General features: G+C 65.6%; 19 protein-coding genes and 1 pseudogene. 11 read left to right on the top strand and 9 right to left on the bottom strand.

Translation table 11 applies throughout. The features are described from left to right. Window positions 1–43 precede the first annotated feature (43 nt). On the top strand, window positions 44–703 hold the full coding sequence (gene ureG / locus ACYVB7_RS11315; protein WP_460507531.1) for an urease accessory protein UreG: 660 nt from the start codon (window positions 44–46) through the stop codon (window positions 701–703). On the opposite strand, the gene ACYVB7_RS11320 is transcribed toward ureG, so the two are convergent. The 3 genes from ACYVB7_RS11320 to ACYVB7_RS11330 all read right to left on the bottom strand — a co-directional run bounded on the left by ACYVB7_RS11320 (window position 669) and on the right by ACYVB7_RS11330 (window position 2,254). Further along, window positions 669–1,382, bottom strand: a complete 714-nt coding sequence (locus ACYVB7_RS11320) for an HNH endonuclease (protein ID WP_460507534.1) — start codon at window positions 1,380–1,382, stop codon at window positions 669–671. The two genes, ureG and ACYVB7_RS11320, sit on opposite strands and share 35 nt — an antisense overlap. Window positions 1,383–1,601: 219 nt before the next feature. After that, window positions 1,602–2,009, bottom strand: a complete 408-nt coding sequence (locus ACYVB7_RS11325) for a type II toxin-antitoxin system VapC family toxin (protein WP_460507536.1) — start codon at window positions 2,007–2,009, stop codon at window positions 1,602–1,604. A 2-nt stretch (window positions 2,010–2,011) separates the two neighbouring features. Beyond that, window positions 2,012–2,254 (bottom strand): ribbon-helix-helix domain-containing protein, encoded by a 243-nt coding sequence (locus ACYVB7_RS11330; RefSeq protein ID WP_460507538.1) that lies wholly within the window; start codon window positions 2,252–2,254, stop codon window positions 2,012–2,014. Window positions 2,255–2,324: 70 nt separating this feature from the next. On the opposite strand from ACYVB7_RS11330, the pseudogene ACYVB7_RS11335 reads away from it, so the two are divergent. The 3 genes and pseudogenes from ACYVB7_RS11335 to ACYVB7_RS11345 form a co-directional block, all read left to right on the top strand. Then, window positions 2,325–2,417 (top strand): annotated as a pseudogene (locus ACYVB7_RS11335) (urease accessory protein UreG); the annotation flags it as partial. 155 nt (window positions 2,418–2,572) lie between these two features. After that, window positions 2,573–3,178, top strand: a complete 606-nt coding sequence (locus ACYVB7_RS11340; protein ID WP_460507541.1) for a type IV toxin-antitoxin system AbiEi family antitoxin domain-containing protein — start codon at window positions 2,573–2,575, stop codon at window positions 3,176–3,178. Further along, window positions 3,175–4,050, top strand: coding sequence for a nucleotidyl transferase AbiEii/AbiGii toxin family protein (locus ACYVB7_RS11345; protein ID WP_460507544.1), 876 nt, complete (start codon window positions 3,175–3,177; stop codon window positions 4,048–4,050). The genes ACYVB7_RS11340 and ACYVB7_RS11345 overlap by 4 nt, the downstream gene beginning before the upstream one ends. Window positions 4,051–4,078: 28 nt before the next feature. Here the strand turns inward: ACYVB7_RS11345 and ACYVB7_RS11350 are convergent, their stop codons facing one another. Then, window positions 4,079–5,545 carry an aminotransferase-like domain-containing protein gene (locus tag ACYVB7_RS11350; protein WP_460507546.1) on the bottom strand — a complete coding sequence of 489 codons (1,467 nt, stop codon included), beginning with the start codon at window positions 5,543–5,545 and terminating at the stop codon, window positions 4,079–4,081. A gap of 187 nt (window positions 5,546–5,732) precedes the next feature. On the opposite strand from ACYVB7_RS11350, the gene ACYVB7_RS11355 reads away from it, so the two are divergent. Beyond that, the gene (locus ACYVB7_RS11355) at window positions 5,733–6,065 is read left to right on the top strand and encodes a hypothetical protein (protein WP_460507549.1); all 333 of its coding nucleotides are present in this window, start codon (window positions 5,733–5,735) and stop codon (window positions 6,063–6,065) included. Here the strand turns inward: ACYVB7_RS11355 and ACYVB7_RS11360 are convergent. Next, the gene (locus ACYVB7_RS11360; RefSeq protein WP_460507551.1) at window positions 6,051–6,599 is read right to left on the bottom strand and encodes a hypothetical protein; all 549 of its coding nucleotides are present in this window, start codon (window positions 6,597–6,599) and stop codon (window positions 6,051–6,053) included. The genes ACYVB7_RS11355 and ACYVB7_RS11360 overlap by 15 nt on opposite strands. Before the next feature lie 372 nt (window positions 6,600–6,971). Here ACYVB7_RS11360 and ACYVB7_RS11365 point away from each other — a divergent pair, with 372 nt between their 5' ends. The 4 genes from ACYVB7_RS11365 to ACYVB7_RS11380 all read left to right on the top strand — a co-directional run bounded on the left by ACYVB7_RS11365 (window position 6,972) and on the right by ACYVB7_RS11380 (window position 10,558). Further along, the gene (locus tag ACYVB7_RS11365) at window positions 6,972–8,135 is read left to right on the top strand and encodes a GGDEF domain-containing protein (RefSeq protein ID WP_460507554.1); all 1,164 of its coding nucleotides are present in this window, start codon (window positions 6,972–6,974) and stop codon (window positions 8,133–8,135) included. Then, window positions 8,132–8,764, top strand: coding sequence for a GNAT family N-acetyltransferase (locus tag ACYVB7_RS11370; protein WP_460507557.1), 633 nt, complete (start codon window positions 8,132–8,134; stop codon window positions 8,762–8,764). The genes ACYVB7_RS11365 and ACYVB7_RS11370 overlap by 4 nt, the downstream gene beginning before the upstream one ends. Window positions 8,765–8,865: 101 nt before the next feature. Beyond that, window positions 8,866–9,033 carry a LiaI-LiaF-like domain-containing protein gene (locus tag ACYVB7_RS11375; RefSeq protein ID WP_460507559.1) on the top strand — a complete coding sequence of 56 codons (168 nt, stop codon included), beginning with the start codon at window positions 8,866–8,868 and terminating at the stop codon, window positions 9,031–9,033. A gap of 199 nt (window positions 9,034–9,232) precedes the next feature. Then, a complete protein-coding gene (locus tag ACYVB7_RS11380; RefSeq protein ID WP_460507562.1) occupies window positions 9,233–10,558 on the top strand; it encodes an enoyl ACP reductase FabMG family protein in 1,326 nt (441 codons plus the stop codon). A 40-nt stretch (window positions 10,559–10,598) separates the two neighbouring features. Here ACYVB7_RS11380 and ACYVB7_RS11385 read toward each other — a convergent pair whose 3' ends face one another. The 4 genes from ACYVB7_RS11385 to ACYVB7_RS11400 are packed head-to-tail and all read right to left on the bottom strand — an operon-like array spanning window position 10,599 to window position 14,815. Then, window positions 10,599–11,297: a DUF2894 domain-containing protein gene (locus ACYVB7_RS11385; RefSeq protein ID WP_460507564.1), complete on the bottom strand. Its 699-nt coding sequence runs from the start codon at window positions 11,295–11,297 to the stop codon at window positions 10,599–10,601. Continuing rightward, window positions 11,290–11,955 (bottom strand): OmpA family protein, encoded by a 666-nt coding sequence (locus ACYVB7_RS11390; protein ID WP_460507784.1) that lies wholly within the window; start codon window positions 11,953–11,955, stop codon window positions 11,290–11,292. The genes ACYVB7_RS11385 and ACYVB7_RS11390 overlap by 8 nt, the downstream gene beginning before the upstream one ends. Continuing rightward, window positions 11,955–14,111 (bottom strand): DUF802 domain-containing protein, encoded by a 2,157-nt coding sequence (locus ACYVB7_RS11395; protein ID WP_460507566.1) that lies wholly within the window; start codon window positions 14,109–14,111, stop codon window positions 11,955–11,957. Before ACYVB7_RS11395 ends, ACYVB7_RS11390 begins: the two co-directional genes overlap by 1 nt. Continuing rightward, complete coding sequence (locus tag ACYVB7_RS11400; protein WP_460507568.1) at window positions 14,108–14,815, bottom strand: DUF3348 family protein; 708 nt, start codon at window positions 14,813–14,815, stop codon at window positions 14,108–14,110. Before ACYVB7_RS11400 ends, ACYVB7_RS11395 begins: the two co-directional genes overlap by 4 nt. A gap of 109 nt (window positions 14,816–14,924) precedes the next feature. Between ACYVB7_RS11400 and ACYVB7_RS11405 the strand changes: the two genes are divergently transcribed. Together ACYVB7_RS11405 and ACYVB7_RS11410 are read left to right on the top strand one after the other, a co-directional pair. Then, window positions 14,925–15,191, top strand: a complete 267-nt coding sequence (locus ACYVB7_RS11405; protein ID WP_460507571.1) for a hypothetical protein — start codon at window positions 14,925–14,927, stop codon at window positions 15,189–15,191. Continuing rightward, entirely contained in the window at window positions 15,163–16,428 is a 1,266-nt protein-coding gene (locus tag ACYVB7_RS11410; protein ID WP_460507574.1) for a diguanylate cyclase domain-containing protein, read from the top strand. The genes ACYVB7_RS11405 and ACYVB7_RS11410 overlap by 29 nt, the downstream gene beginning before the upstream one ends. The last annotated feature ends 24 nt before the right edge of the window (window positions 16,429–16,452 follow it).

Here is a 16,452-nt window from a genome sequence, read left to right on the forward strand (position 1 = left end):
AGCCTCTACCGCTTTTTATACAAACACAACCAGCTATCAAAAAATGACCGCTTTGCACCACATTCCAAACCGCACCAAAAAGCTCCCCCCGCTGCGCGTGGGCATTGGCGGCCCCGTGGGTTCGGGCAAGACCACCCTGCTGGAAATGCTGTGCAAGACCATGCGCGAGCGTTACGACCTGGTGGCCATCACCAACGACATCTACACCAAGGAAGACCAGCGCCTGCTGACCGTGAGCGGCGCGCTGCCCGCCGAACGCATCATGGGCGTGGAGACGGGCGGCTGCCCGCACACCGCCATCCGCGAAGACGCTTCCATCAACCTGGAAGCCATTGACCGCATGCTGGAGCAGTTCCCCAACGCCGATGTGGTGTTTGTGGAAAGCGGCGGTGACAACCTGGCCGCCACCTTCAGCCCCGAGCTGAGCGACCTGACCATTTACGTGATCGACGTGGCCGCGGGCGAAAAAATCCCCCGCAAAGGCGGCCCCGGCATCACCAAGAGCGACCTGTTCGTCATCAACAAGACCGACCTGGCCCCCCACGTGGGCGCTGACCTGGCCGTGATGGAAGCCGACACCATCCGCATGCGCACCACGCCCCAGGGCCTGAAGCCCTACGTGATGACCAACCTGAAAACCCTGGCCGGGGTGGAACAGGTGGTGAAGTTCATCGAGCAGCGGGGGATGTTGGGGGTGGGGTGAGGGAATGGGGAACCCCAGCGAGCATGGCCTTAACCTCTTCTATGGAGCGGGGTGGCGTGACACTGTGAATCACGGCATGGCAGTTCGGACACACGGGCACCAGGTCCTCAATCGGATTGACTTCGTGCCGGGCCTTCACGGACGCCAGCGTCTTGAGGTGATGAACATGGATGAATCCTTCCATGGCTGAACCGTAGGCAAGGCCAAAGTCGAACGTACAGGCCGCACATCTATATCCATGGGCCCTTATGCACCTGGCCCGTGCATCAAGATCCCTCTCATAAATGTTGGCTGTGACTTGGCGCACTGCGCCTTCGACCAACACATCGGATTCACCCCCTTCGTGGGGCGTTGCCAGACCCGCAACAACCTCGTCACGCAGTTGCCAAACGAATCCCCGGCCTTTTGTGAACTTGCCTGTGGCAATGACATGCCACCACTCATATTCCCCATCTGCAAGCCCATCAGGGTGTGCACCGAACACAGCACGCACTCTGCGCCCGACATAGCCAACGACCGCATTGACCTGGACAACAGACCGCACCCCAAGCACGGCTTTGAGCTCACCCGCACTCGCAGCATGATTTTCAGCGGCAAAAAGTGCGTCCAGCACACGCCTCTGAGAAGGCTCCAGTTCACGGACGACAGTTTCAATACTCTCAATGAACTTCGTTCTCATGGTGGCCCCGGTGAATGAAAGGAACTTCCCCGCCCCGAGAGCTCAACGCGGAGACGACATTCGGTCACTGTCGCATCCAATCGCTCGTTGACAGAGAAGGAAGAAATCCATGGCCATTCTCAGCATCGACATCGATTTCGGAAACAACGTCTTCACCATGCATGCCATAGGTACCACTACCTGATCCCAAGCACATGACTGGGACACGGTAGCGCCATCTCACCCCACCTCATGCCAATTCACCCACTGCAACCCCGCCACCCGCGAAAACTCCCGCACATTGCGGGTCACCAGCGTGGCTTGGTGGCGCAGTGCGGTGGCGGCAATCAGGGTGTCGTGCGGGCCGATGGGGTGGCCCGCGGCCTCCAGCTCGGCACGCAGGCGTGCGGCGATGGCGGCGCACTCGCTGTCAAACGGCAGCATCTGCATGGGGCGCAGCAGCTGCGCCAACGCCGCCAGGCGTGGGGCTGAAGCCTCGGGTGGCAGGCGCAGCAGGCCGTAGCGCAACTCGTATTCCACGATGGCAGGCACGCCCAGATCGGCGGGGCGCAGCGCTTGCAACTGCGGCACCACCGCCGGGTCGCCCCTGAAGTAATAGCTGATGGTGTTGCTGTCCAGCACCAGCATGCTCAAAACCCCAGCCTGGGCACGTCAGCCGCCATGGGGCCTGCGCCATTGGCATCACCTGCATCACGCAGAGGAAAGTCGGCAAAGCGCCCGGCCAGCGCCAGGCAGTCTTGCGGCCACTCGTGGGCGGCGTACTTGCGAATGATGTCGGCCACCCAGCGGCTTTTGGACAGGCCATGGGCCTTGGCGGCCTGGTCCACCAGGGCTTGGGTGTCATCGTCGAGATAAAGCGTGATTTGTGCCATCCCAGCACTCCTTGGGCGCAAAGCAAAAGCGCCAAACAATTATATGTACAAGTATATTTTTCGAACATGAAAAACGGGTGGCTGCCCGCAGACCGCCATCTGCGAAGACGCCTCCATCCACGGGGAAGCCTTCGACCGCTTGCTGGAGCAGTTCCCCAATGCCGTTTTTTTATAGAAAAAAGGTTTATACCGCTTGATATGCAAGCGGTGTTTGCTATTCATTTTGGTTATTTCTTGAACCGACCCCATCCTGGGCTCAGTGTTCCGTTTTGTCGTTCATAAGTTGCATTCAACGAAAAAACGGAACATACTCCGCCCATGCTCTCCAGCACCCACCATCAGCGCGTCCTTGATCTGGCCAGCCAGAAGGGGCTGCTGCGCGCCAGCGATCTGGACGCCATCCACGCGCCTCGGGTTGTTCTGACGCGACTGACCGCTGCGGGTCTGCTACAGAGGGTGGAGCGTGGCCTGTACCGCCTGCCGGATGCACAGGTTTCGGAGTTCGAGAGCCTTGGCACCGTCGCCACCAAGGTGCCTCAAGCGGTGTTCTGCCTGCTGACGGCGCTGCAGTTTCATGAGCTGACCACGCAGCTGCCGCGTCAAATCTGGATCGCCATGCCAAGGGGCAGCCACCCGCCCCGTGTGGATTACCCGCCCGTCAAGATGGTGCAGTTTACAGGTGATGCCTACTCGGCAGGGGTTGAAGAAGTCGAACGCGACGGTGTCAGGCTCCGGGTGTACAGCGTGGCCAAGACCGTGGCGGACTGCTTCAAGCACCGCAACAAAATCGGGCTGGATGTGGCGTTGGAGGCGCTGAAGGACGCCCGGGCACGCAGCAAGGCCTCCATCGACGACATCTGGCGTTTCGCCCAGATAGGCCGTGTGGCCAACGTGATGCGCCCCTACCTGGAGAGCATTGGATGAGCCCGGCCACCCCGAATGTCGCTGCGTCCGTCCGTGCGCGTCTGCTCAATGTGGCCAAGGCGCAAAGCGTCGATTTCAATCAGGTTCTGGTGCGCTTTGCCTTGGAGCGCATCCTCTATCGGCTGACCCAGTCGCCGCACGCGGACCGTTTTCTGCTCAAAGGGGCGTTGCTGTTCACGCTGTGGTACGACATGCCCCACCGGGCCACACGCGATGCCGATTTGTTGGGTTTCGGTGCCAGCGATCTGGAGTCCGTGGCCCAAGCATTCCGGGACATCTCAGCCGTATCGGTTGACGACGGCATCGTGTTCGACCCAGCATCCGTCACGGTCGAGGAAATTCGCAAAGAGGCTGGCTACGGTGGCGTTCGCGTGATGATTGCGGGCGATCTGGCCCGAGCACGCTGCAAGACCCAGATTGACGTCGGCTTCGGCGACGCCGTCACCCCGGCACCTGTTGAATCGGTCTACCCAGTGCTGCTGGCAGACATGCCCGCACCACGACTGCGGGCCTATCCAACGTACACCGTCATCGCAGAAAAGCTCCACGCCATCGCCTTGCTGGGCATGACCAACAGCCGCCTGAAGGACTATTTCGACCTGTCGGTGCTGTTGGAACGGGAAACGCTGGACACCGATCTGCTGGCCCAGGCGATCAAGGCCACGTTCGAAAGACGGGGCATGGCGGTTCGGGACGCGCTGCGCGGAGGGTGGTTGATGGGCCTGACGGACGAGTTTGCGCACGACGCTTCGCGCCAGGCGCTGTGGCGGGCATTTCTCAAGAACAACGAACTTCCGCCCGAACCCCTGCCCGACATCGTGGGTCGCTTGCGCGTGGCATTGGCACCCGTGTTGAACACCGTCATTCGTTGAACGGCCCTTCAAGAGGGCATGTCAATGCTCACGGGGCTGCGCCATTTTTGCCATCCTCATCCCCCAAAGCCCCACACAGCTGCCCAAGGCGCTTCACGGCCTGGTCGATTTCCGGGCTGTAGGGCCAGCCGCAGTTCAGGCGGACGAAGTGCGCAAAGCGGTTCGAGTTGGAAAACATGATGCCCGGCGCAATCAGGATGCCTTCGGCCAGCGCCGCGTCGAACAACCGGGCCGATGACAGCTGGCCGGGCAGCTCCACCCAAAGTGAGAGCCCGCCCCGGGGCTGGTTGAGCCGGGTGCCCGTGGGAAAGTGGTTGACAACGGCCGCCGCCGCTTGTTCGCGCTGGTTCGAAAGCGCCACCCGAAGCCGCCTCAGGTGCCGGTCGTAGCCGCCCGAGCCCATGAAGTGGCTGGCCGCTTGCTGCGACAGTTCTTCGTTGTTACGACTCTGCACGTGCTTGAGCATTTCCACCCGCCCCTGCCAGCGGCCCGCGCTCATCCAGCCCAGGCGCAGGCCGGGGGCCAGCACCTTGTGCAGCGAAGCGCAGTGGATGACGTTGCCGGTCTTGTCCCACGATTTGAGGGCCTTGAGCGGAGCGTCTCCGTCGGCCAATGCGCTGTAGGTGTCGTCTTCGATCAAGGGGATGCCATGGCGGGCACAAAACTCGACCAGCCGGGCCTGATGGGCCTCGGGCATGATGCTGCCCAGCGGGTTTTGCAGGTGCGGCACCACCACCAGCGCGGCAATGGACTCGTGGGTTTGCGTTGCCAGCTCCAGCGCCTCCAGCGAAATGCCGGTTTGCGGGCTGGTCGGGATTTCCAGGGCGCGCAGGCCTTGGCTTTCCAGGACCTGCAACAAGCCGTGGAAGGTGGGTGATTCCACCGCCACGATGTCGCCCGGCTGGGTGACCGCGCGCAGCGCCAGGTTGAGCGCCTCAATGCAGCCCTGGGTGACCACGATGTCTTCAGCGGCAATCAGCATGCCGTTGACCATGGCGCGGCGGGCCAGCACGTTGCGAAACGCCAGGTTGCCGTTGTGGGGCGACACCTTCACCATCAAATCGGGGTCTTGCCGCAGCGCACGGGTGGCGGCGTTTTTCAGGGCCTCGCCGGGGTAGAGCGAGGGCGCACACCGGGCCCCCGACAGGTTGACCTTGACCTGAGCTTGCCGCCCCCGGGCAATGAACTCGGACACTCGGGCGTTGATCCCGACGTATTGGGCCGGGTCCAGCGCCTGGCCGGGCGGGGGTTCCGACAAGGCGTTTCGGCGGCCCCGCAGCGGCTGGCGCACGAAGTTGCCCGAGCGGGGGCGGGCTTCCAGCCAACCATCGCTTTCCAGTTGTCGGCACACCTGCACGGCGGTGGACAGGCTGATGTCGTGGCGGGTCATCAGCGCACGCATCGACGGAAAGCGGTCGCCAGTGGCAAGGGTGCCCGCTTCGATGGCTTCCCGGTAATGGCTGGCCAGGCGGCGGTAGAGGGGGGTGGGGTCCATGCCCTATCTTCACCCGGCACAGGGGTGTGGCAGCAGATACAGATGGCCGATTTTTTCACCAGAACAACGGCTCACAGGCGCATCTGCTTCGGTGCAGACAGGCTGGTTCTGCGTCTGTTTCAACGGGGCGTTGCTTCCTACCATTTTTCCACCGCCCCGCATCGGGGCCACTCGATGGAGAAAGACCATGGTGGATCAGCGTTTGATGAAGCTCGTGCTGGGCAAAAGTGAGTCGCAAAGGGTTCTGGTGGAAGCCAGGAGCACCGTGCTGGTGGTGTCCGGGCAACTGGTGCTGCGCGGCCCCCTGGCCTGGCAGGCTGAAAACATGATCGCCCTGGAGCACACGCTGTGCGCCGAAGAATCGCTGCTGGTCGAGGATGGCGGCTGGATCGACCTGCGTGCCCGCGATCGCGTCGAGCTGATGCTGCTGCCCCCCGAGCCCAGTGCGTTTTGGCGGCAGGTGGGGCGCTGCCTCGGCAAGCTGACGGCACCACCCCCCAAGGCCTCAAACCTGACGTGATGCCCCACACCCACCCGCTTGCTGGGTGTGATTGGGGAGGGAGTCGGGGGCTTGTGGTGAGCGCTCGGGTTCCTGCAACCAGCGATTGAGCACCTCTGGCGCGGCGAGAACGTTCACCGCGAACGTGTCGTGGTTGACCAACACCAGCTTGTTCACTGAAACAAGTGCAGACCTTGGAATGGCGAAATGCAGGCTGCGCACGTACTCGCACTTGGTGTTGAACAGCCTGACACGCGGGAGGTTGACCCACACATGGACTTCGGCGGTGCCATCGGGTGCCATGGTGAGGATCGGATTCGGCACGAATCCTGGCGCGTGGAAGACCTCCAACTTCTCAACGTGCAGCGCTCCAGCCTGCATGTACGTGTGCACTTCAAACGAGGCGTTCGCCGGCGAATCCGACGGAGGCGAAGCGCTGAAGTCCGTCAGTTCTGTTCCTGCGGCAGCTTCAACGGGCGCTGGTGCGTCCAAACTGACGAAATACGCAGCCGTCGGGAGGACAACGGCGCAAGTGGCAAGGAGGATGCGTCGCAATGCAGTGCCTAACGAACTTCAAACAAAAAACAGGCTCTACCGCCTTATTTGAAAGCGGTAGATGCTATTGATTTTGACATACCTCGGGACAGCCTCATGCTGAGCTTGGTTCGCCAGCACCACCCCACATCGACCTGAGCATTTCCAGGTCCATCCTTGAGGTACGGAAGTACGTGGTGGTGGAAATCTGAGTGAGACGACGGATGCCCGTTTGCTTCATCGCAGAGATGATGTGGGCCATGCCATGCATGATCGGTCAGTGTCTCCGCACCCTCATGCGGTTGGCACCCAGTGCACGGGTGTGTGCCTCCGAACCTGGGCGGATCGAAGGCCACGAGGTACTCCTACCACCCATCCGTATGATCGTCACCCATGAAGATCGTTGAGACGCTGCGCCGCTGGGCCAGTGAAGATGCGCAGGTGCAGGCCGCCGCGGCCCGGCGCAACCTGCATGTGCTGGGGGTGGCGGCCTGGGTGCTGTTGGCGTTGAATGGGGTGCATGTGCTCGTGTTCAGCCTGCTGCGGTTCGACCTGCCGCAGCAAACCGCCTGGGCACACCAGATTGCCTGGGCGCACGCCTCCATGGCCGTGTTGATGGTCGCGGTGGGTGGCCTGACCCGCCGGGCGCAAGCCCAGCCGGAGGTGGGGAACCTGGGGCGTTGGCTGCCCGAGGTGACCTCCCTGGGGGTGTTGCTGTGGGCGGTGGCGCTCACGCTGATGGACCAGGCCATTGGCAGTGGCATCAGCGCCTTCATCAACGCCTCGCTGGCCGTGGGCATGGTGCTGTTGCTGCGCCCCCGCACCACGCTGCTGCTGCAGCTCTCAGCCTGGCTGGTCTTGGCCTTGCTGCTGGGCTGGACCACCGACGATCCCGCCCGCCTCACCACCCTGCGCATGAACGCCGCCACGGCCTGCGCCCTGGCCCTGCTGGTCAGCACATTGCTGTGGCGGCGTTATGTGCAGGCCGAACTGCTGCAACGCGCCCTGGCCGACACCAACCGCCAGCTGGAGCAGCAACGGGCCGAACTGGAGACCCTGGCCACCCGCGACCCACTGACCGGCGTGTTCAACCGCCGCGAGTTTGTGCACCGCGCCCAGCAGGCGCTGGCCCAGGCCCAAAGGCACGGGCACGAGCTGGCGGTGCTGATGGTGGACCTGGACCATTTCAAATCCGTCAACGACCGTTTCGGCCACCCGGTGGGCGACGAGGTGCTGCGGCAGGTGACGCGCCTGATGCTGCAAAACGTGCGCCAAACCGACTGCCTGGCCCGCCTGGGCGGGGAGGAATTTGCGCTGCTGCTGCCCTGCACCCCCGCCAGCAACGCCCTGCACCTGGCCGACAAGCTGCGCCAGAAGCTGGCCGACACCCCCATCGAGCCGCTGGGCGAGCCCATCACCGCCAGCCTGGGCCTGTCCTGCCTGACCGCCGGACAGCAACTGACGCTGGACACCCTGCTGCAACGCGCCGACCAGGCGCTGTACCGCGCCAAGGAGCTGGGCCGCAACCGCACCGAGGTTTGGACCGACACCCCATGAACACCCCTCCCCTTCCCCTGATCCGACCGGCCACCGAGGCCGACTGCGCCAGCCTGGCGCTGGTGAACGACGCCGCCACACGCAGGCTGGCATCTTTCCTGTGGGCGCAGTCGGCCGCGGTGGGCCAGTCGCCTTTCGAGGTGGGGCGGTCGCTGATCCGGCACGAGCGGGAGCACTTTTCCCACTTCTCCAACTGGGTGGTGGCCGAGGTGAATGGTCAGGTGGCCGGGGCCATGAACACCTGGCGCTTGCCCGCCGAGGTGCCTGCCGACTACATCGCCCGCAGTCACCCGGTGTTGCAGCCGCTGAACACGCTCAAGGTGGTGGCTGGGGGCACCTGGTATGTGGTGGCGGTGTCGGTGTTTCCCGAATGGCGTGGGCACGGCGTGGCGCAGGCGCTGCTGGCCGAAGCGCAAGCGCAGGCCCAGGCGCAGGGCATTTCGCGGCTGACGCTGATGGTGGGCAGCTTCAACACCGGGGCGCGGCGCTTGTACGCGCACCTGGGGTTTGAGGAATGGGATCGCCGCCCGTTCACGCCGTTTCCGGGTTCCGACCCGGCGGGCGACTGGCTGCTGATGCGCAAGGACCTGGTGCCCCAACACCCCGCCCACGCCGCCCACACCCCTTGAACGGCGTTTGGCGACGCCAGCGGGCGCTTGGTCGCACAGCGCTGTGCGCAGCGCCCAGGCGTGGGCACAGTGAGGCCATCGACATTCACTTGGAGCCTCACATGAAACCCGTTTTCCGCTTCTTCCCCGTGGCCCTGATCGTGGTGGGTCTCGTGCTGCTGCTTGCCCAGCAAGGCCTGATCACCCTGCCCAGCTTCAAAGGCTGGTGGCCCTTGGTGCTGGTGGCCGTGGGCGTGCAGGGCCTGTGGCGTCGCCTGCCGACATGCTGAATCAAAATAGCACCTAGCGCTTTATTGTCGTCATTTTTTGCTTCTTTTTACATAGCATCTGACACCCTGACGCGTGGAGCCACCCGGCCCAGCGCCTGGGGTGTGGTGGGTGGCAGGCCCCCTGGGGGCGGCACACAGGCGTTGAGCACCGCTAAACTGCCGGGCTTTAGCCAACTGTGGGCGCCACTTGCAAGTCAACATGAACCATCTGCCGTCTCTGAATCAACTGCCATCCGCTGACCAAGCCAAGTTCTTCCGTCAGGGTGATGTGTTTGTGCTCTTTGGCGAACTTTTCGGGCGCGGTTACGCCACCGGCCTCATCAGCGAAGCCCGCAAGGCGGGCATGCAGATCATCGGCATCACCGTGGGCCGCCGCGAGAAGGACAACACGCTGCGCCCGCTGACCGACGAGGAACTGGCCGCCGCCGAAGCCAACCTGGGCGGCAAGATCATCAACGTGCCGCTGATGGCCGGTTTCGACCTGGACGCCCCCGCGGGCGAGCCCACCCCCACCGACCTGCTGGGCGGCATGACGCTGCAGAACTGGACCACCAGCACCATCGACTGGGCGCACGTTGAAAAATGCCGCCAGATCGGCGTCAAGCGCTTCCAGGACGGTGTGGCCGAGGTCATGGCCACGCTGAACGGGCTGATTCCCGACGGGGCCAACGTGTTTTTTGCCCACACCATGGCCGGTGGCATCCCCAAGGCCAAGGTGTTCCTGGCCATTGCCAACCGCATCTACAAGGGCCGGGGCGACCGCCACATGTCGTCGCAGGTGCTGCTGGACAGCGACCTGGGCAAGCTCATCCTGCAGAACTTCGACGAGGTGTCGGCCAACACCTTCGGCCACCTGATCGAAGGCAGCGCCGCCATCCGCGCCCGTGTGCAGGCCAGCGGCGGCCAGGTTCGTTATTCGGCCTACGGCTACCACGGCACCGCCGTGCTGGTGAACGGCGAATACGTGTGGCAGACCTACACCAACTACACCCAGGGCTACGCCAAGATGCGCCTGGAGCGCATTGCCCGCGAGGCGTGGGACCGCGGCATCCAGGCCACGGTGTTCAACTGCCCGGAAATCCGCACCAACTCGTCGGACGTGTTTGCCGGCGTGGAGCTGCCACTGTTCGCCCTGCTCAACGCCCTGCAAAAGGAAAACGGCGGGGCCTGGGCGCAGGCCCAGTGGCAAGCCTGCCGCGACCTGCTGAACGACGGCGTGACGCTGGAAAGCGTGCTGCAGACGGTGGAGCACTTCCACCAGAGCGAGGTGATGAAGACCTTCCGCAACTTTGAAGCCTGGCCCATGGCCAACGCGCCCGAGCAGGCCGAGCTGACCATTGGCACGTCCGACGACATCGTGCGCCAGCACAAGGACGGCAAGGCCCTCATCACCGATCTGCTGAGCGCCCTGGTGGTCGAATCCACCGGCAACCTGATGTTTGGCACCATGGCCCAGCCGCAAGGCCCAGTGCTGTGGCTGAACCACGACATCATTGCCCGCCAGCTGAACCAGGCCCACGCCTGAGGTTCATCCCGCCACGGCTCAGCTGCCGGTCGGTCGCCGATCAGCCGCCCTTGCGGGAGCGGCGCAGCGGGCGGCGGTCGGGCGGCGTTTGCTCCAGCCACAACAACGTGTCCACCTGCGACAGGAAACGGCGCAGGTAGTCGGGCGACAGGTCGCGCATCAGGCTGAGGGCGCGCAGCATCAGCCGGTGCGAGTTGAGCGGACCGGCGTTTTCCGGGCCACGGTCCAGGGCGCGGTCCACCTGCTGCTGCGCCGACACCTTGGCCCACACCTCCCCAAAACGCCGCACGCTGCCCAGCTCGGACAGGCTGGCACCGTCGTCCTGCGCCAGCAGCGGGGCTGGGGCCTGTGCCGCCTTGGTGAGCCCCTGGGCCGCTGGGGCTGCCCCTGTGGGTTGGCCGCTGGGTTGAAGCTCGCGCAGCAGTTGCGCCAACGGTCCCCCCTGGGCGGCGGGTGCCACCGAGGGTGAGGCCGCGGGCTTGCCCCGCACGCTGTGGGCGTGGCGCTCGCCATCCGCTTGAACCTGCGCCACCCGTTGGGCCAGGCGCTGGGCCAGCACCCGTTGCACCGCCGGGGTTTGCTCGGGCAAGCGGCGGGCCAGCACCTCCAGGTGGTGAAACCGCACCGGGTCCCACCGCTCTGCCCCCAGCGCCCGCAGGGCGTCCAGGTCTGACAACGCAGACACCTCGGGCGTCGCGGACGCCACGGGGGTGGAAGGCAGCGCCAGCACGTCAGTCATGACCAGGGGTAGCGGGCCGGGGCACGGGGGCCATTTCCACCCGGCGGTTCTGGGCGCGACCTTCTTCGCTGGTGTTGGAGGCCACAGGCTGCTCGGCCCCGAATGCGGCGGCAAACACCTGGGCCGAGGGCATGCCCTCGTCAATCAGGGCGCGGGTGACCGTCAGCGCCCGCTGGGCCGACAGTTCCAGGTTGTCGGCAAAGCGCGGGCTGAAGCCCTGACGCAGGGGCTTGTTGTCGGTGAAGCCGCTGACCATCAGCATTTCGTGGCGTTCGCCCAGGTACACCCGCAGCGGGGGCACCAGGCTTTGCAGCAGTTGGCGGCCTTCGGGGCGCAGTTCGTCCGAGCCGGGCGCAAACAACACGCTGCCGCTGATGCCGATGCGCCCGTTGATCACCGTCACCCGGCCACTGGCCAGCGGGATGGCCAGGGCTTTTTCCAGGGCCATGCGGCGCTGTTCTTCCTGCTGGCGCTTGGCCACCTCCTGCTTGAGGCTGGTGACCAGCTCCATCTGCACCACCAGCACGCCCACCAGCACCAGCACAAAGGCACCCAGCAGGCCGGCCATCAGGTCGCCGAACACGGCCCAAACGGTCGCGGTTTCGGGGGCGGTGTCGGTGGCCTCGGCCAGGTCGGCGGCCTCTTCCTCCAGCACCATCATGCGGCCACCCCTTGGGCGGCCTGGCTGTGCAGGCGGCGCAGGTCTTCCACAATGCCCTGCTGGGCGGTGATGCTGAGGTCGATGACCTCACGCGCCTGGGCCACGTAGTAGGCCAGTTGCTCGTCGCTGCGGGCCAGCGATTGGCCCAGCGCCGATTCAATGCGTTGCAGGCTGTCCACCAGCTTGTCGTTGCCCGCGTTGAACAGGCCCACGCCGTGGCTGAAGGCTTCGCCCAGGCTGGAGAGTTCAACGGCACTGGCCGCGCCCAGCGTGGCCGATTCCTGCACCGTCTGGAGCAGGTCCCGCAGTTGTTCGGCCAGCGCGGTGCGCTCGGCCAGGGCCTGGTTGTCGCGCTCGGCCAGTGCGGTCATTTCGTGCTTGAGGCGGGCAATGACTTCGGCGGCGGCCTGCGGCACGTCGGACGCGGTTTGCAGCATGCGGGTCATGGGCGCTTCGAGCGAGCTGCCCAATTGCCCCAGGTGCTGCGCCACCGCGGCTTGCAAGCGGTCCAGGTGCTGGGCCATGGCGGTTTGCAGGGCATCGAGCCGGTCCACGGCGGCCTGGCCGCGCTGGGCCTCGGCGTCGCGCAAGGTGTTGAGTTCGGTGCGCCACACCCCGGCCAGCTGGTCCATGCGCTCGCGCTGGGCCTGCACCCATTGGGCCTCGGACGCCATGCGGGTGTGCACCAGGGCTTCGGACTGTTCCAGCAGGCGGCTCACACCCAGCAGGGTCTGACCCACGTGTTCCCCGGCGTGTTGGGTGATCTGGCCTGCGGCGGTTTCCAGCGCACGCAGCACGGTCTGTTGCTGGTCCAGGGTCTGCTGCCCCACGCGCTGCCATTCGGTGGCCAGGGTGTCGGCGGACGCGGCCATGCGCTGATGCCAGGCGTCCAGGCGCTGCTGGTCGGCCTGGGTTTGCTGCGCCTGCGCCTGTTCGGCGGCCTGTTGCAGTTGCGCCAGCACGGCCTGGGAATGCTGCTCCAGCGTGAGGTTGAAGCCCGCCAGGCTGCGCTCCAGCCCCTGCACCAGGGCCGTTTGGGTCTGTTCGTGCTGGTGCAGGGCCTGGGTCCAGGTGTCGGACACGGCCTGGGCGGTGCCCGACCACTGGGCGGTGAGACCCTGCGACACGTCTTGCCACTGCGCGGCCAGGCTGTGGGACAGGCCCTGCCACTGCGCCTGCATGCCTTGCGACAGCCCGGTCCATTGCGCCTGTGCGGTGTCGGCCAACTGCTGGTGGGCCTGGGCAGACGCCTGGGTCAGGCTGGCCATGGCCTGCTCCACCATGGGGCGCAGGGTGTCGCTGGCCTGCCGGGCGCTGGCGGCCAGGCTGTGCTCCAGCGAGCTGCCCACGCGCTCGGCCAACTGGGTGTAGGCCGCCGTGGCGTCGCGGTGAAACGTGTGTTGCTGCACCAGCAGCTGGTCGTTGAGCTGGGCGTGGCGGCGTTCCAGGCCGTCCATCAGCGCTTGCAGGCGCTCGGCAATCAGCGGCAGGGCCTGGGCCTGGGTTTGCAGGGCCAGCAGGGTGTCCTGGCGCTGCTGCGCGGGTGAGAACGGGCGCAACTGGCTGCCCATGCGGGCGTCCAGCAGGCGCACGGCCAACAAGCGCTCGCGGCGGCACAGGGCCGACAGCAGGCCCAGCATGGCGGACGTGGCCACCCCCGCCACCGAGGTGCCAAACGCCAACCCCAGCCCTTTGATGGGGGCGGCCAGCGCGGCACGGATGGCGTCCAGGTCGGTGGAGCCTTCCAGCGCAAACACCGCGCCCTTGAAGGTGGCCACCATGCCCAGGAAGGTGCCCAGCATGCCCAGCATGACCAGCAGCCCCACCAAGTAGGGGGTGAGGGTGGGCCCGGGCAGTGCCCCGCGGTCGCCGCCAATGCGCTGGCGCACGGGGCTTTGCAGGGCCTGCGGCAGGCGGGACAGCCAGGCGTCCAGGTCGGTCAGGGGCTGGGGCATGTCGGCCAGGGCGGCGCTCAGACCCACCGTGGCCGCCCGGTGCTGCCACAGCTCAACGGCCCCCAGCACATAGACCCCGGCCATGACCACGGTCATCAGCAAGGCCATGGGGCTGGTGGCGACAAAACCCCAGCCCACCCAGGCCAGCGCGGCCAGGCCCAGGGCAAAAACTAGGGTGTGGAGGTGCTTGTGGTTCATGCGGTTTCCAAATTCGGGTGCGCGGGGCGGCGGCCCAGCGCGTGCTGCGCGGCTTCCACCAAGCCCACGATGGGTTGCAGGCGCGCTTGCAGCTCGGCGTGCAGCAGGGTCCGCAGGTCGTGCGTCAGGGCCGACGGTGCGCCCCCGGCCGCCTGGCGCTGGGCCAGGTGAGCGGGCAGGCTGCCCCACAGCCGGGGTTCGCGGGCCGACAGCAGCATCTGTTCCATCACCGCGTCCAGGGAGGCCAGGCGGCGCAGGTCGGGCGAGGCCTGCGCCAGCTGCTGGCGCACCAGGCTGCGCAAGGCCCCCAGCCGTTGGGTGAAGGCCCGCTGCACGCCCTGGTAGCGCTGGTTCAGCAGGGCTTGGTCGATGGTGGGGTCGGTGCCATCCAGGTCGTCGGCGGTGGCGGCGGCCACCAGGGCTTGCAGTTCGGCCTGCACCCGAGCCACGGCCTGGGCCAGGGCGTCGGGGTCCAACCGGGCGCGGGCCGCCGGGGCCATGCTGATGGGGGCCGCGCTCGCCGGGGCGGGCGTGGCCTCCAGGGCACGCAGCGAGGCGTTGAACCGATCGGCATCCAAGGCCCCCAGCCAGGGGCTCAGGCGCTGCGCCACGTCCTGCCGGGCCGCAGGCTCGTGGGCGGACTGCCGCCATTGCTGGAGCAGCAGGACCAATCGAGAGCGGTTGAGGCGGTGGTGCAGTGTCATCCCTGAAAGCAATCCGCCTGCGGCGGGCAAAACCGCGTATTTTCCTTCAGAAGCGCTGAAGCCCGGTCTGCGCCCCCGCCACGCGCTCCCTCCAGCACGGACCTAGGAAATGCCTTACACCAAGATCGGCACATCCCGATGGAGCTTTCCCGCACTTTGGCTCAACATGACGCTGCAGCAGACCCTGCTGTCTGGATCACGGGCCACCACCATGGCTGACCGCCGCATCACCTTTCATCTCGGCAAAACCGAGTCTGATGGCTACCATTGGTTGTGTGCTGTGCCGCGGCACAGCATTCCCCTCACACTTCCCGCAGACGTTCGCGCGCCCGTGCGGGCTGTAACCCATGACCCGGATTGCCCACTGGTTCCGTGACCTGCCCATTGAGCACAAGCTCAGCACCATCACCAACTGCGTGGTGCTGGCTGCCTTGCTGCCGTTTGCAGGCATCACCCTGGCCTATGAATACCTCACCGTGCGGCGGGCCAAGGTGCAAGAGGTGCAAATCCAGGCCAACATCATCCGGGACAACACCGCCGCGGCCCTGGCGTTTCGGGATGCGTCTTCCGCCCGCGAAGTGCTGGACACGCTGCGGGCGTCTCCCGGCATTGTCCAGGCGGTGCTGACGCTGCCGGATGGCAGCGTTCTGGCCCACTACGTGCGCGAACCCGCTGCCCATGACCGCGCAGCGCCTGCGCTGCGCCATGTGGAACAGGCACTGGTCACCAGCACCGCCATCCAGGTGGAGCGGCAGGTGGAACTCAAAGGCCAGGTGGTGGGCTGGCTGCTGCTGGAGAGCAACCTCGACGCCTTGCACGAACGCATCAACCTGTATGCGCTGTTCATCGCCCTGAGCAGCCTGGCCGCGCTGGGGCTGGCGCATGGTTTGTCCCGCCGCCTGATCGGCAGCATCACCCGCCCGCTGTCGCGCCTGGTCAAGTTGACCCACGATGTGGCCCGCCAAGGCGACTACACCCTGCGCGAGACGGTGGACAGCCGGGACGAAATCGGGGATTTGTCGCATGCCTTCAACACCATGCTGTCGCACATCCACGACCGTGACGTGCGCTTGCACCAGTTGGCCTACCGGGACAACGTCACGGGCCTGACCAACCGGCACTTCTTCAAGGAACGGGCTGAAGAGGCCATCAGCCGCGCCCAAAGCACCGGCAGCCGGTGCGGCCTGATGTTCATTGACCTGGACCGGTTCAAGGCGGTCAACGACACGCTGGGGCACGACATCGGGGACGAACTGCTGCAAGTGGTGGCCTTGCGGCTGAGCGCGCTGCTGCGCAGCAGCGACGTGATCTGCCGCATTGGCGGTGACGAGTTCGCGGTGATCCTCGAAAACATCCACGACCTGGCGTTTGTGTCCTCCCTGGCCGAGAAGATGGTGGTGGCAGCCACCGAAACGGTGCTGCTGCGGGGGCACAGCATCGGGGTGGGGGCCAGCATCGGCATCAGCGTCTGTCCTGACCATGCCACCACCATGTCCGACCTGCTGCGCTGTGCCGACCAGGCCATGTACCAGGCCAAAGCGCAGGGACGCGGCCAATACTGCGTGTATGGCGGCCCTGCCGTTCCTGCTGGGGCGAACATGGCCGCCCACTGAAGACCTTAAGGTTTTTTGGCCTCC

This window comes from Hydrogenophaga soli, from assembly GCF_054777695.1.